We start from the raw sequence: 14,959 nt of genomic DNA on the forward strand, positions 1-14,959 counted from the left end.
TGTTCCGTATTATTTTCTTCGACCGATAAGCATTCCTACGATCATGCCTATCCCGACTCCAACCCCTAATCCGATCAAAGTTGCTTTCTGGGGATTTTCTTTAATATAAGTTCCAGTTTGATCAATGATCTGTTTGGCCTTTTCACTAGTTTCGCCAGTGACTTGCTTCAATTTTTCCTTTAGGTCAGATACGTGTTCCAAGTATTCCTCCCGGGCCTTACCTGTAATTTGTTTGGCCTTATCTTTCAAAATTTGGAGTTCTTCGCTTAGATTATCACCTTTAGACATAAGAACGCCCTCCAGATACTTTTATGTTAGTATAGCTAATCAATTTCAAGAATTTTACATCTTGAAATCATTCAATCATAAAAATTAAGGACTTTAAATTTGACCGTAGGGATAAATAAGTCGATATATTAGGTCTAACCGGCAAACGGATAGAAATCGAAGCGAAAACCATTCCGGTCGATGCAAGGTAAAAAGGGGATGGCATATGAATTTAATATCTAAAATAGCTAAGATAAGAAGAACTCAAAGACAGAGAATATATAATAGAGCATATCGCCAAGCTCTGAAACATTTGAAACGAGAATTTAAGGCAGAAGCCGATCGTCACGCGCAAGCAGAGAAAGAATTAGAAAAATATTATCGTAAAGATGTAGACAGTGAGGCGAAAAAGACCCGCAAGAAAATCCAAGAGTTAGAAAATTATAAACTTCTTCTTGAAAGAAAGGAAATGGAAATAGAATCTAAGCTTGCTTTTCTAAACGATCAACTACACAAAATCGAAGAGCTAAAAGCGAGAATGGATGGGGCTGTTAATTTAATGGCACGTGCAGGATCTCTTTCAAATGGCGCAATCGATGATGCGGAGAAGATCAAGCAGGCCTTGAAGAAAGTACTCTAACGTTGAAATATGGGCGCTTCTCCAGTTCCGTTATCAATCGAGCAAATTAGGAAGGAACTCCCTACCACTTGGGAAGTTATTAGGGCAGACGATGTCCCAAAAATCGTTAGGGTATATAAACTATCTCAATATATAGATGGAATTAAAGTCGTAGCAGCGCTTGCAAATATAGCTAACGATATGGATCACCATCCAGAAATTTTACTTTCGTATAGTTCCGTTAGAGTGGAACTATACACCCACTATCTAATGGGCTTATCCAGCTTCGATTTGCACTTCGCCATCTCTGCCGAAAATCTCTTAAATAATCTCTAATATAATAACTAAATTCTGAGTCTTTATGCGATTTTTGGTCCATGAGGGTCTTTTCCTCTAATTCTAAAATTGGATTTTCCTAATTGATATTCAAAGATCCATAATTCTCTGAAGAAAACCTTCGAATCAAAGTTTGCATGTATTGCAGCTTTCACTTGCCAGATTATCTTTTCTACCTTTGAAAAACCTTTTGATTTATATTCTTCTAGTAGCATTACAAATAAATAGCACATAGAAACTCCATGACTAATGGCGAGACTTCTAAGTTGTGTCCAATCTTCTGCTTTTGGCCTAAAGTTGAACTTTATATATTTCTTTTCTTTCGATCCTCCGAGAGTATTCTGATATTTGGTATATATGGATACGGAATTAATACGTTTGTTCGAATGGAAACTTCTTCGTTGGCTTGAAAGTGCCTTTCTTAGTAAATAGTTGATTCCTTGTTTCCGAACATATTTCGCAAGGTGCGGCGGGATCAGAAGAGTGGAGACTTTCCGTTTCTTTGTAATTATATTTTCTAGAGATATGTTCTGAGAAAAGGAGCGGTGAAAGGTAGGCTTTAATGTTTCCATATAGGAAACGGGTCTTAAACTGATGAAAGGGAGTAAATTTTTTGCCGAAGATTGTGATTTATTTGAGAAGGAACTCCTCAGGAATCCGCTCTTAAAGTTGTCTAAGAACGGATTTTCAGGTATCTGAAGATGAAAGGACTAATCTACAATTACGATTCCCTCGTAATTATCAGTAAATCTATAACCAATTCCCCAAATTGTCTCTATCCACTCAGGTTGCGCTGAATTCTTTTCCAACTTGGATCGAATTCTTTTGATATGAGAGTCTATCATTCTTTCGAATCCATCCCATTCCATTCCCCAAACTGCTTCTAAGATCATTTCTCTCGAGAAAACTTTGCCGGGAGAAGTTGCCATTAGTTGTAGAATATCAAATTCTTTTCTGGAAATGTTTATTACTTGATCTTTCAATGTGACTCTGCGTCTAACTGGATCAATTTTCAAAGAGCCTCTGATAATTTCTCCGCCACTTCCGATATTAGGTTTGATTCCCGCTTTTTTGTCCCAGCGACGAAAGAATACATCTACTCTGGTTTTTAATTCTCGTACGGAAAAAGGCTTTGTGATATAATCATCCGCACCCAATTCGAGTCCCATGATTCTATCAATTTCTTCATTTCGGGCAGTAACTATAAAAATAGGAGTATTCTCATCCGATCTTCGAACTGTTCTGCATACATCCATTCCGTCAATATCAGGTAAGGAAAGATCTAAAATTAAGAGGTCAGGGTGGTTAGCCTTATAGTATTTAAGGCCTTCTTCGCCAGAAGTTTGAATAGTGGTTCGGTAATGAGCTGAATCCAGTGACTTTCGTATTAAATTCCCGATGTCCGGATCATCTTCAATTACCAGAATATTCTTCATAAGCGCCTCAGGTGTATTGGATGTTAAATTTAACCTCATTACAACATATTATTCCCACCAAAATTGTAACATAGCAAAAAATGAGATTTTAAATGTATTGATTGGAAAACAAAAATTCGAAAAATGCTATATGTTTGGCGTTTTTGAAGGGTTTGCTGTTTATCTTTAATGGCATTTCTGGAGAATTCTTATTTCTTAATGTGAAAAGTCTGGTTTTGGACAGTTTATGAAATATAGTAATCCTTCCTTCCCTCGGAGTTGGGCCCTTATTGCCGTTTCGGAACCTGGCTTGGATGTTCACGAAGTAACTAGAACTCTTGGGATTCGTCCGGATTTATCAGTGAATAAAGGAGTTCCTGCCATTTCTGGAAAATCAGTTACTTCTTCCTTATGGCAAATTCACTCTAAGAGAGACGCCAGTTCTCCTTTAGAAGATCATATCCAAGAGCTGCTGGAGAAAATCGCTCCTCGTCGCAAAGAATTTCAAAGTTTTTGCGAAAAACATAATGTCGTACTTTATTGTTCTGTTGAATTCAATAATGGTAATTTAGAAGAAACCGCTCTAAGTTCTCGGACTCTCCTGCTCCTAGGAAATCTTGGGTTGAAATTGTCTTTTCACGCGTGGAATATTCCTGAAAGAAGGAGAAGGTCAGAGGATTAGAATCAATTCTTCTAGAGAGAAAGTTTTGATGTATTTTCGGATCGGCGGTCTTGGCTTGGAAAGAATTAATACTCGATTCTTTTCTCGCAGATCTAAGGCATATTTGATCAATTTTTCTATTACTGGAAATGGTAAAGTCTCGAATTTTGATATTTCTAACTTTACATGCCGATTTGTTTCATAAAAGGCCATTGCTAAAACTGAGTTTAATTCGTTCAATACTTGATCGTTTACTTCTGAAAGAAGGGGCTCAATCTCTACTGCTTTTGGTTTTTTTCTTATTTCGAAGTGATTGTATTTTCGGATATACTCCACAGTAATTTCCCTTTCTAAAGGATTAATTCGCCATTATGAGCGATTTCATATTCGAAGATGAAGCTGAACAACTTAGAAATATTGTCATTTCGATCCAGATTTTTGAATGCTACGAGAACTTTTTTTCACGAAAAAGGATTCCTCGAGGTTGATACGCCATCTTTGAAAAGAATCCCGGGGATGGAGCCATATTTGGATCCATTTATTGTAGGATCTCCTTCGGGGGAAGAAAAGGGATATCTGATTACTTCCCCGGAGTATTCTCTCAAACAAGCTTTATCTTTAGGTGCGGATAAGGTATACGAGATAGCGCATACGTTTCGTTCCGGAGAAAATGGGAGTTCCTACCATACCGCCGAATTTCTGATGCTGGAATTTTATCAAACAGATACTGATTTACACCAGGCAATGGATCTGTTAGAGGAATTGATTCGATCGGTTACTAATAAGCTAAGTCTTCCTCTTCCGGAAAAACCATTCCAAAGAAAGTCAGTGAAGGAACTCCTCTCCAATCTCGCCGGCATAGATTGGGATAGGAGCTCGTTAGAGCGAAAGATAACAGAATTGTCTTTAACGAATCTTCCTCTTGAATCTATGGAATATGAAGACTGCTTTTTTTTAATATTCTTAAACTTATTAGAGCCGTGCTTCACTTCGGAATTTCAATTCATCTATGATTATCCTCCTGAAATGGCTGCTCTTTCTCGAATTGAAAAAGGAGCTGCAAAAAGGTTCGAATTATATTTCGGAAATATAGAATTATCTAACGCATTCTATGAACTTTTGGACCCGATAGAACAGAGGGCTCGTTTTGAAAAAGAACAAGAACTACGAAGAAAGTTAGGCAAGGAAGTATTTCCTGTTCACGAGGAGTTCCTTCAAGCATTAGAGAGAGGCATCCCGGAATGTTCCGGAGTTTCCATCGGGTTGGATCGACTTCTAATGGTTCTTTTGGGAAGGAACTCCCTCTCAGAAGTTAGCCCATATTGGCGAGAAATTTGAAAACGGCAGATTTTATTCTCCTCTGACTTCATTTAGAATTAAGAAAGCGTCATGGATGGTTCGATAATGAATATAGGCCTCGCAAAACTTTTGTTGCACGGATCATCTATCAATTTAACTTAAGATTTGATTTACCCCGAAAAGGGTTTTTCGAATGAAAAGATCCATGGCCTTTACTGCGGACGGAGAATATGACTAAGAAGCAGAATTATTACGTCACTATAAAAGGCAAAAAATATGACCGAGGCCTAATCGAATTAGCGGAGAAGGCTACTTCAGGTAAAAAAGATGGCCGTATTTCAATCGCGGATGCAAAGAAACTTCTCAACGCCGTAAAGGATAATAATACTTATACTGACATCGAAAAGAAAACGATGGAATATGTCCGTGAGAATTTCCAATTTACCGCAAAAGCGGACGAATGGTTTCGCACTGAAATTCGTAAATGGGCCGCTGAAAAATCTTCTCATACTCAAACCAAATCTTCTCCACAAGAGGAATACACTTCTCACGATGAAGCGATCAGTCTTATGAGTTCTCAACATTCTGAACCTTATAGAGGATATATTCCGACTCCTTCTGCAGGTCAGGCCAAAAAACAAAATAGTATCCCTGTTCTAGTTCTTTCTCTCATTATTCTTGGAGGTTTTGGAATTGGTATCTATTATGCATTCCGTAGCAATGGGAAGAAGTCCGTTAGTCATACTGAAGAAGTGAAAGAAAGCAAACCAAAGCAAGTGACGGAAGAGAAGAAGGAACCTTCCTCTTCAGAAAAGGAAGGTATTTTCGGCTTCTTCTCTCAGAAACACGAACCTACGAATTTTTCAGGAAAAGATGGGGAGCTTGCTTATAAAATCCAATCTTCTCCGATCCTTTTCGATAAGAATGATATTAAAATTCCTCAATCCCAAAGAAGGATCCTGGATTCTCTTACCTTCCTTCTCAAAAAACATTCAGATACTAAGGTAGTTCTGATTGGACATGCTTCTTCCGAAGGAACCGAAGAGGTGAACCTGAAAGTTTCCCAACTTAGGGCCGAGATGGTTAGAGATTATTTATTGGGGAATGGTTTGGAAACTTCTCGTTTCATTTTAGAAGCGAAAGGTTCTCAAGTAGTTTCTTCTCCCGAGGGAAAGGGACAAAGTTCGGAAAAAAACAGACGCGTGGATATCCAGATCGTCAAGTAAGGAGGGAGTTTATCTCCCTTTTCTCCTCTCTTCTAATTTCTGGTAGGAACTCCAGACTCTTCTTCACATTCTTTCGTCTAATCCAGTAGTAAACGGATATTCCGTATTCTTAAAATTGTCCTTTTGGCGGAAAAATCCTATACAAGCACCCCGACCCTAAGAGACGATGAAACCATCATCGGAGATGACAATGGCATTTGATATAGATATGATTCGTGCCCGGTATGAAAAACTCGGGAACCTGGTTAAAAAAGCCAGAGAAGTGGTCGGTAGACCTCTTACTCTGACCGAAAAAATTCTTTATTCTCACCTTTGGGAAGGAACACCTTCCTCCAATTTCGAAAGAGGAAAATCTTACGTTGATTTTGCTCCGGACCGCGTTGCAATGCAGGACGCAACGGCACAGATGGCCTTATTACAATTTATGTCCGCAGGTAGAAGTAAGGTAGCAGTTCCTTCCACTGTCCACTGCGACCACTTGATCACTGCAAAAACTGGTTCCTCAACAGATTTAGCAACTGCTTCTACTGAAAACAAAGAAGTTTATGATTTTCTTTCTTCCGTTTCCAACAAGTACGGGATCGGGTTCTGGAAACCAGGTGCCGGAATTATTCACCAAGTAGTATTAGAAAATTATGCATTTCCAGGTGGAATGATGATTGGAACCGACTCTCACACTGTAAATGCAGGTGGTTTGGGAATGGTTGCGATCGGAGTCGGTGGAGCAGACGCTTGTGATGTGATGGCCGGACTTCCTTGGGAACTCAAATGGCCTAAACTAATTGGAGTGAAATTAACCGGAAAACTAAACGGTTGGACTTCTGCAAAAGACGTTATCTTAAAAGTAGCAGGAATTCTTACCGTAAAAGGTGGAACAGGTGCTATCGTAGAATACTTCGGTGAAGGATCTACTTCACTTTCCTGTACTGGAAAGGGAACTATCGCCAATATGGGAGCTGAAATCGGGGCAACTACTTCCACATTCGCTTATGACGAGTCCATGGAAAGATATCTTCGCTCTACAAATAGAGCAGATATCGCTGATTTGGCGAATGGGGTGAAGGAACACCTCTCAGCAGACCCAGAAGTATACGCGAACCCTGACAAATTTTTCGACCAAGTCATCGAGATCAATCTTTCAGAGTTGGAACCACACTTGAATGGACCTTTCACTCCTGACTTAGCTACTCCTATTTCTAAAATGAAAGAAGAAGCTAAGAAGAATGGGTGGCCTACAAAAGTAGAAGTGGGTCTGATCGGTTCCTGCACAAACTCTTCTTACGAGGATATTGCTCGCGCAGCTTCTCTTGCAAACCAAGCAGCAGAAAAATCCTTAAAGCCTAAGGCTGAGTTTACGATCACTCCTGGTTCTGAGTTAGTTCGTTTTACGATAGAAAGAGACGGATTCATTAAAGTTTTCGAAAAGATCGGAGCTAAGGTTTTCGCGAATGCATGCGGTCCTTGTATCGGGATGTGGTCCAGGGTTGGAGCGGATAAGAAAGAGAAGAACACAATTGTTCACTCATTCAACCGTAACTTTCAGTCAAGAAACGACGGGAACCCGAACACTTTTGCATTTGTAGGTTCTCCGGAACTTGTGACTGCTTTGGCGATTGCGGGAGATCTTACTTTTGATCCGAATAATGATACTCTTACGAATGAAAAAGGGGAGAAGGTCAAACTAGATCCTCCAAATGGAGACGAACTTCCTAAAAAAGGTTTCGATGTCGAAGATGCTGGTTACCAAGCTCCAGCAGCTGATGGATCTGGCGTGCAAGTGGTTGTGGATCCTAAGTCCAATCGTTTGCAATTACTTGCTCCTTTCATTAAATGGGAAGGCACTGATATAAAAGGATTGAACCTTCTTATCAAAGTAAAAGGCAAATGTACAACTGACCATATCTCTATGGCGGGTCCTTGGTTGAAATTTAGAGGACATTTGGATAATATTTCCAATAACCTTCTGATCGGAGCTACGAACATCTTCAATGAGAAGATCAATAGCGTGAAGAACCAATTAGATGGATCTTACGACGAAGTTCCTAAAGTCCAACGCCAATACAAAGCCCAAGGGATTGGTTCGATAGTAGTCGGAGACGAAAACTACGGAGAAGGTTCTTCCAGAGAGCATGCAGCTATGGAACCTAGATTCTTAGGAGTAAGAGCAGTTCTTGTAAAATCGTTTGCTCGTATCCATGAAACAAACCTGAAAAAGCAAGGGATGCTTGCTTTGACATTTGCGGATAAGGCGGATTACGACAAGATTAAAGAAGACGATAAAATTGATATTATCGGACTTACTGGTTTTAAGGAAGGAACTCCTCTCACTTTAGCTTTAAATCATAAAGATGGAAGTAAGGACGAATTTCAAGTAAACCATACTTACAATGCTCAGCAGATTGAATGGTTTAAGGCGGGAAGCGCTTTGAATTTGATCGGCGGCAAAAAGTAAAAATTTTCTGAAGGAAGCCGAGGCCTCAATGATGGTCTCGGCTTTTTATTTAGAGTCTGGCTTTAGACCCTTCTGCAAAATCCTCACCATTTCTTTAATAGTAGCTTTGATTTCCGATTCTGGAATTTTATAAACTACTTGAGCCATAAACCCTAACGCAAAAGTTAAAGAAGAAATTCCGAATGCAACTGACTTCAAATCTGCCTTTGGATCGATTTCTCCTCCCTTCTTAAATTTCTCCAATTCATGGATCATTTCAGGAAGAGCTTTGGTATAAATTTTAGTTTGGATAATTCTACTAACGTCTGGATCTAAGATGATCCTGCTGACTGCAACTTTCATGAAGTCTGAATAATGTTTGAAATCGGAACATCTTTCCGTAATGGACTCGACCAAAGCCTCATCCAAATGAAGTTGTTTGGTCTCTTCTTCTTTTTTTCCGGCATCTGAATCGCCTAGATCATCGGTGCGAGTTAGAATTGCTTCTAAGAGTCCCTTCTTCCCGCCGAAATAACGCATGATTAGAGCTTCGTTAGCACCTGCAGATTTAGCGATATCCTTAGTAGTCGCTGCGTCATATCCTTTTTTGGCAAAAACTTGTATGCCCGCCTTCATTAAAGCGGTCTCAGTTGCCTTTCGGTCTCTTTTTTTAGGGCCTTTACTAGAACCATGAGCACCTGCTTTGGATACCTTAGTTTTTTTGACCTTCTTCTTAGGGGTTCGAACCATCTAACTGCCTATATGGGATGTATCCCGACCTTCGACTAATCAGCCAAGCGCATTTTTACTTTTTAGATCACTTTACTCTTGCCTGTTACATTTATTTTTACAATATGGTGATAAGTAAGTGAATGATTACATGTGGATTTATTGATCTTCCAGATCGAGATTCCGCAAAAAAGGGAACTTTCTTCAAATTTATGGTTTGGAATTCGTTTTTTAAAAAAAGCTTAAATAGAGATAAAATATTCGTTTCTCTGCTCATTTTGTTAAACGTATTCCTGCTTCTTCCCGGATCTGGAGGAAATGCCATCTTAACCCAAGGGGATGAAGCGATGCATATCGCTACAATCCGAGAAAGTTTGACCTCTTCTTCCTATCTTTTTCCTAAATTTGAAGGCGTTTTAAATCTCTACAAGCCACCTGCTCTGTTTTGGCTCGGAATTTTTTCGGATAGTCTTTTTGGTGTCAGCTTTTTTGCAGAAAGGTTTCCTTCCTTCTTACTTTTTTTCGGATCTTCTGTTCTAATTTACCTAGGGATTAGAAGGGCAGGTGGAAGTTCTAAACTAGCGTTCACAATTTCTGCTGCTTATACTTTGACCTTGGGAGTGTTCAAATTTTCCCGTTTGGTGATGATGGAGTCTTTATTGACCTTCTTCATTATCTTAGTCTCTGTAACAATTTTAGAATTCAGACTTTCTAAAAATAGGATCTGGTTATTTGTCGGAGGCCTCTTCTCTGGAATCGCAATTCTAATCAAAGGTCCTGTATTCCAAGTATATAGCGGGATCATCTTAGGGTCTTATTCAGTGATTGGAATTTTTCTTCTTCACTCAAATGGGGGATGGTCAGGCAAAAAAAGAATTTGGAAGGAACTCCTCTCGCATATCATCTTCCTTTCTTCTTCTTTGATCGTTCCAATAATTTGGATACTAGTCCTTCTTTCTTATTCAGAACTGGGAAAAGAGTTTCTAACGATCTTCTTTTTCACTGAGAACCTAGGTAAATTTTCTTCAGCCACTGCAAATCAGTCTGAATGGATCATACCACTTGGGTTTTTGCTCTATAGTTTTCCTTTCAGCGTGGCGGTTTTCTCAGGATTTTATTCTAAATTATTCCAAAGGCCAAAATCGCAGAGAGAAGTGGTCGGGAGTTCCTACCTTTGGGCAATCATTGCGATTTGTTTGGTCCATTTGGCGCCGAACCGTAAGGATTTTTACTACCTTCTTCCTTTGATCCCATTGGCTTTCTTGGGAATTGGATTATTCTTCATTCGAAAAAAAGAATATCAATTCTCTAAGCTCCTTTCTCTGAATTATCTCTTCTGTTTTGGGATCAGTGCATTGGTTTTGGCAGCAATGTGGGGTTTTGAAATTCTTTTGGGCCAAAATATCAGGGCGGAATTGGTATTCACAGCATTCTTAATTTTGATTTTTATTTGGGGAAGAAGGATCCGAGTGCAAAGGTTAGGAGTTCCTTCCACTGTTACATTGAATCTTGTACTTGCTGCAGGTTTACTCTCTTATATCCAATTTTCTATTCTTCCCAGAGTAAACTTAAGTGAGGTTCCTGAGAATGGACCATTCACTAATGCAAAACAGATCTGTATCATTTCTGAAAATCCTTGGACCGCACTTACTTTTAGGAACGCACTTCCTGGTGCAGAGATCATTCACTCTGTTCCTGGTGCGGACCGAAATTGTGTGGATGGAATTAGACATCTGGTCTTCTTCCAAGAACAGGTCCCTATTCCGTCGGGATACAAACTTCTACAGACACAAACTGTTTGGAAAAGAGACGTTACCCTGAAGGAACTCCTGAGCCCCACTCAGGGAAAAGAATACGTATATTTTTATGAGCCTTCTCGGAATAAGAATTCCGAATTGGAGAGTCGATGAGCCAAATCCCTTTCAGAAAAATTTTCCCTTATCTTCCCATTTTCGTTTTGGGTCTGGCCGTGGGCACATTTATCGCCTTCAAATATTCCAGAGGAACTGTGGTTCAGTCCGGAATGGAATGGGAAGGAAAAGAGATTTGCCTGGATTATTGTGATAATCTTGCGAAATGTATGCAGAAAGAATACCCCCAAACTTCTGAAGACCAATTGTATAAGGTGGAAAATTCCTGCTTAAGAGGTTGCAGAAAACATTTCGATAAGATGCAGGTATGCCTTGTGCCGGAGAAAATGGCGAGTTGTTCTGAATTGACTTCTTGTTTGTTTGGAGAATTAAAAAAGTATTATTAAAACTTTCTTAATATTCCCCCTTCCAAAAACGATTTACCTTTTTTACGTAATCTTTCGTTTCTTTGTAAGGCGGGATCCCATCGTATTTTTGGACTGCACCTGGTCCAGCGTTGTAAGCCGCAATCGCCATATCAGAATTTCCAAACTTCTTCATCATATCCGCGAGAAACTTAGTCCCACCTGCGATATTTTCTTCCGGATCAAATGGATTCTCCACTCCTAAAATATCCGCAGTCCCAGGCATGAGCTGCATTAAACCGATCGCACCTTTAGAAGAAACTGCATTTGGTTTAAAATTGGATTCTGCCTTGATCACTGATTTCACCAGATTCGGATCCAGATGATTTTTATTAGATTCTCTTTCTATAATACTGCTTAGATCTTTTGGAGTAGGGTCATTCTCCTGGGAGAAAATTCCCTTCATTTTGGAGTCCAACTCTTGGGAAAATTCAGACTCAATCTTTTTAGGTGTAGGATCTCCTTCCGGAGCCGGAGGTTTTGGCTGAAATCTCTCAGTAATTCCCTGGATTTCTTCCATTCTGGAGACAATTCTGCGATAAGAGTCTAGATCATCTAACTTCATACAAACCTCAGGAGTTCCTACCTAAGCCAAAATGGCTAATCTTCGTACCCTTATTATGTCTCTCGGAAGAAAACCCAGATCCGATTAGTCTTTTTTGCAGGTTTTAGAAAGGAAATCAAAGGGTTTCTTGAAAAAACCCGGCGCCTAAGAACGATAGACCGCGTGATAGAAATAGAGATAGTCACAACTCCAAGGCTCACAGCCTTTCCAGTATTCTTGGCCTTCAGCCGAGGGTACTTTGAAGAAGAAGACGTACTTGTCAGAGTTCGAGCGCTCAAAAGTTACGAGGCAGTACTTGCTCACTTGAGAGAAGGCAGGGCAGAAGCTGGAGAAATTCCTTTCACCGCATGGGCTCATCAACAACTCAAGAAAACTTCTCCCCATTGGACTTTTTATAGAGGCATCATTTTATCTTGTTTGGTGCATGGATTTTATTCCGCGTCTTATATGGAAGCAGAGTCTATCCGAGATTCATATCATAGTTTTTTACCAATCTTGCATCCTTATTCCTTGGATAGATTCGTAGCAGAGGAATTTTTCCGTTCCGAAAATTACCATCGCAGAAAACCTGTGCCTTATCTTACTACAAGGCCTACGTTACTCGCTCATGAATTCATTCGTGCGGAGTGTTTGGGCGCGGCCGCGTCTTTACAAGAGTATCCATTCTTCGGGGAGAAGGGTTACTGTCTCACAGTAGAAAACGAGATCCCTCCTTATTATTTACCTACGAATATGATTGCATTCACAGGAAGGTTTGCTTCTAAATTTCCGGAAGAAGCAAATAGAGTTTCCAGAGCGATTAAAAAGGCAATGGAAGATCTTGCAAATAATGTGGCTTACGAAGGAGATTCTTTTGTAGCTGATTGGGTAGGTCCTTGCCCTTGGAAACCAGGAGAACTAGACGGATTTTATAGAAGGCCAGTTCCTGAACTCGGAAAAATTTTATCCGGAATGCCTTCCTTGGAAGATGTACGTTTCGTGATGGAAATGTACGGAAAAACTTTCCCAGGTTTAGACGGGGGGAAGAAAATTTTAGAAAATCTGGCACATTCAGTAGCAGATAATCCTTTTCCTAAATTTCCTTCTTCCATCACTCAAACAAATTCTAAACTTTATAACGGATATTATTCAAACGGGAAAGCAAAGTTTGGGAATATTGTAAAAGATATCTCTCCTCTCCGAAGTTTAGTCTCCGAAATGAAAGAATTGGCACTTTCCCTATTTTTAGGAAGAAGAGAAGTTGCTCTGGACACACAACTTCCTAAAAGCCCATACCTTTTTATACGTTCCACAGTGAATGCAATATTAGATTATTTGAATCAAGAGATCCGAGACATAGAGGAAAAGAACAAAAGACTTTCAGAAGATAATTATCTCTTAGAAACCAGATTAGATATAAGCGATCTAAAACGCCAGACTACTGAAGAAAGATATCGTTATATGTTCGAGTTTGCAACAGATGCAATGATCATAGTGAACGCAGATACAAGAATGATCGTGGATGCAAACAGAAGATTCAGAGAAGTTTCAGGATACCAAACCTCAGAGATCAAAAATATCAGGCTTGCAAGAGTTCTTCCTGATATCTTGGAACAAACAGAACTAAAATCTCCTGGTGGAAAAGACCAAAATATGACTTTCATTCCGGAAGCAGGTTTGATCTTAAAAGACGGCACGAAATTTTCAGTGGGCCTGAGTGTAACAGGTTTTAGTGCTGAGACAAAGAGATTTTACCAGATCCAAGTAAATGATAACGCATTAATTTTAGAGTCAGAGAAGATCAAACATGAGTTTATATCCAATATATCTCATGAACTTAGATCTCCTATGACAAATATCCAAGGATATTTCGACCTTCTATTTGTGGATGAACAACTTCCTTTGAACGAAGATCAGAAGGGAATGACAGATGTGATTCGCAAGAATGTAAGAAGGCTGAATTTCCTAATAGATAACCTTCTACAATTGGAGAAAAAGGATTCACAAACTTCTGAAGAGATGTACGAAATTTTTGATCCGTTAACCGTGATCGAAGAAGTTCTTTATATTAATTCTCCTTCTGCATCCGAAAGCGGACTTACGGTGACTACTACTCTTTCTGAAAATCTAAAACTCAAAGGAGTGAGATTCGAATTTTCTCAGATCATCACAAATTTTTTCGTGAACGCGATAAAATATACGGAAAAAGGCGGAATCGATGTCTCTCTTAAAAAGATCGCGGATAAAAAAGTAGAGGTTCGATTTACAGACACCGGGATCGGTATAGATCCTAAATATAAAGAGCTGATCTTCGAAAGATTTTTTAGGATACCAGACCAAAGGAACAGGACTGTGGGCGGTACTGGACTTGGACTTTCTATCAGTCGGACTTTAATTAATAAAATGGGAGGAGAAGTCATCGTAGAGCCAAACCAAAAAGGTGGCAGCATTTTTAAGGTGATTTTACCTTTGTATTCTGAATGAATCAAAAAAGAACGTATTTAATCGTATCCATACTCATTGCTTCCTTGATCGGAATTTTTTATCTTCTATTTCCGGGAACTTCTACAAAAGAAAACACAAACTATCAAGGTGGACTCACAGAAGAGACTTTGACTAGACAAGAAAACTCCTTATTCGAAGGAGGATCTTTCTTAGATTTTTCAGGACATGTAGAAGAGACAGCCTCCGGACCAGTCGCAGTCGCCGAAGAGCCAACTTCTAAGCCTAGCAAGACAAAATCTTATTTAGAAAGTTTAAGTCCAGAAGAGAGAGCAAAATTATATGAACAAATGTATGAGAAGTTCAAACCTCTTACCGAAAAATTCCCTAACAATTCTCTAATCCCTAAAAAACTTTCGGAAGAAGAAATCGCTAAGAAAAAAGAGAATGAAGACCATTATTATAGGATTCAAAGAGAAATTTTAGAAAGAAAGGATGTTCCTAAAGAAGAAATGTCCTTCTATCTAAATGCAAAACTAAAACGGTCTGATGATATGTTGGAGATCCTGAAATACGGAATGGAAAATTATCAAAAATTAGTGAGTGAAAATCCAAAAAGCGCCAATCCAGAATATGAGAAACTTGTAAAAGAAAGATTGGATGGAATTTCTAAGAGTAGAGAAGAAGTGATCTCTGCACAAAAAGGAAACTAAGT

16 protein-coding genes are annotated in these 14,959 nt (G+C 39.3%); 10 read left to right on the plus strand and 6 right to left on the minus strand.

Annotation, left to right across the window (positions count from 1 at the left end):
- Nucleotides 1-9 precede the first annotated feature (9 nt).
- Entirely contained in the window at nt 10-288 is a 279-nt protein-coding gene (locus EHQ52_RS16735) for a DUF883 family protein (protein ID WP_135616315.1), read from the minus strand.
- Nucleotides 289-493: 205 nt separating this feature from the next.
- On the opposite strand from EHQ52_RS16735, the gene EHQ52_RS16740 reads away from it, so the two are divergent.
- Both EHQ52_RS16740 and EHQ52_RS20395 read left to right on the plus strand, forming a co-directional pair.
- Nucleotides 494-907: a TraB/GumN family protein gene (locus EHQ52_RS16740; protein ID WP_008589116.1), complete on the plus strand. Its 414-nt coding sequence runs from the start codon at nt 494-496 to the stop codon at nt 905-907.
- Nucleotides 908-916: 9 nt separating this feature from the next.
- Entirely contained in the window at nt 917-1,222 is a 306-nt protein-coding gene (locus EHQ52_RS20395) for a 4a-hydroxytetrahydrobiopterin dehydratase (RefSeq protein WP_135616316.1), read from the plus strand.
- 23 nt (nt 1,223-1,245) lie between these two features.
- Here the strand turns inward: EHQ52_RS20395 and EHQ52_RS16750 are convergent, their stop codons facing one another.
- On the minus strand, nt 1,246-1,794 hold the full coding sequence (locus EHQ52_RS16750; protein WP_135616317.1) for a DUF1564 family protein: 549 nt from the start codon (nt 1,792-1,794) through the stop codon (nt 1,246-1,248).
- Nucleotides 1,795-1,932: 138 nt separating this feature from the next.
- Entirely contained in the window at nt 1,933-2,658 is a 726-nt protein-coding gene (locus tag EHQ52_RS16755) for a response regulator transcription factor (RefSeq protein ID WP_086445695.1), read from the minus strand.
- 226 nt (nt 2,659-2,884) lie between these two features.
- Between EHQ52_RS16755 and EHQ52_RS16765 the strand changes: the two genes are divergently transcribed.
- Entirely contained in the window at nt 2,885-3,319 is a 435-nt protein-coding gene (locus EHQ52_RS16765; protein ID WP_135616319.1) for a DUF4279 domain-containing protein, read from the plus strand.
- Here the strand turns inward: EHQ52_RS16765 and EHQ52_RS16770 are convergent.
- A complete protein-coding gene (locus EHQ52_RS16770; RefSeq protein WP_199775836.1) occupies nt 3,308-3,634 on the minus strand; it encodes an STAS domain protein in 327 nt (108 codons plus the stop codon). The genes EHQ52_RS16765 and EHQ52_RS16770 overlap by 12 nt on opposite strands.
- A 57-nt stretch (nt 3,635-3,691) precedes the next feature.
- Here EHQ52_RS16770 and epmA point away from each other — a divergent pair, with 57 nt between their 5' ends.
- From epmA to EHQ52_RS16790, 3 genes are all read left to right on the plus strand, one after another.
- Nucleotides 3,692-4,636 carry an EF-P lysine aminoacylase EpmA gene (epmA, locus tag EHQ52_RS16775; protein WP_135616321.1) on the plus strand — a complete coding sequence of 315 codons (945 nt, stop codon included), beginning with the start codon at nt 3,692-3,694 and terminating at the stop codon, nt 4,634-4,636.
- Between the two features lie 191 nt (nt 4,637-4,827).
- Nucleotides 4,828-5,823, plus strand: a complete 996-nt coding sequence (locus EHQ52_RS16780; protein ID WP_135616322.1) for an OmpA family protein — start codon at nt 4,828-4,830, stop codon at nt 5,821-5,823.
- A 190-nt stretch (nt 5,824-6,013) separates the two neighbouring features.
- Complete coding sequence (locus EHQ52_RS16790; RefSeq protein WP_135616323.1) at nt 6,014-8,275, plus strand: aconitate hydratase; 2,262 nt, start codon at nt 6,014-6,016, stop codon at nt 8,273-8,275.
- Between the two features lie 45 nt (nt 8,276-8,320).
- Here EHQ52_RS16790 and EHQ52_RS16795 read toward each other — a convergent pair whose 3' ends face one another.
- Nucleotides 8,321-9,004 carry a TetR/AcrR family transcriptional regulator gene (locus tag EHQ52_RS16795; protein ID WP_135616324.1) on the minus strand — a complete coding sequence of 228 codons (684 nt, stop codon included), beginning with the start codon at nt 9,002-9,004 and terminating at the stop codon, nt 8,321-8,323.
- Nucleotides 9,005-9,195: 191 nt separating this feature from the next.
- Between EHQ52_RS16795 and EHQ52_RS16800 the strand changes: the two genes are divergently transcribed.
- Nucleotides 9,196-10,893 carry an ArnT family glycosyltransferase gene (locus tag EHQ52_RS16800; protein ID WP_135616325.1) on the plus strand — a complete coding sequence of 566 codons (1,698 nt, stop codon included), beginning with the start codon at nt 9,196-9,198 and terminating at the stop codon, nt 10,891-10,893.
- The gene (locus tag EHQ52_RS16805) at nt 10,890-11,240 is read left to right on the plus strand and encodes a Cys-rich protein (protein WP_135616326.1); all 351 of its coding nucleotides are present in this window, start codon (nt 10,890-10,892) and stop codon (nt 11,238-11,240) included. Before EHQ52_RS16800 ends, EHQ52_RS16805 begins: the two co-directional genes overlap by 4 nt.
- Nucleotides 11,241-11,247: 7 nt before the next feature.
- Here the strand turns inward: EHQ52_RS16805 and EHQ52_RS16810 are convergent, their stop codons facing one another.
- Nucleotides 11,248-11,823, minus strand: coding sequence for a lytic transglycosylase domain-containing protein (locus EHQ52_RS16810; protein ID WP_135616327.1), 576 nt, complete (start codon nt 11,821-11,823; stop codon nt 11,248-11,250).
- A 162-nt stretch (nt 11,824-11,985) separates the two neighbouring features.
- Here EHQ52_RS16810 and EHQ52_RS16815 point away from each other — a divergent pair, with 162 nt between their 5' ends.
- Nucleotides 11,986-14,286 carry a sensor histidine kinase gene (locus EHQ52_RS16815; RefSeq protein ID WP_135616328.1) on the plus strand — a complete coding sequence of 767 codons (2,301 nt, stop codon included), beginning with the start codon at nt 11,986-11,988 and terminating at the stop codon, nt 14,284-14,286.
- Nucleotides 14,283-14,957, plus strand: a complete 675-nt coding sequence (locus EHQ52_RS16820) for an LIC_20245 family lipoprotein (protein ID WP_135616329.1) — start codon at nt 14,283-14,285, stop codon at nt 14,955-14,957. The genes EHQ52_RS16815 and EHQ52_RS16820 overlap by 4 nt, the downstream gene beginning before the upstream one ends.
- Nucleotides 14,958-14,959: the final 2 nt, after the last annotated feature.

Origin of the sequence: Leptospira koniambonensis, from assembly GCF_004769555.1 — a bacterium.
Taxonomy (GTDB): domain Bacteria; phylum Spirochaetota; class Leptospiria; order Leptospirales; family Leptospiraceae; genus Leptospira_B; species Leptospira_B koniambonensis.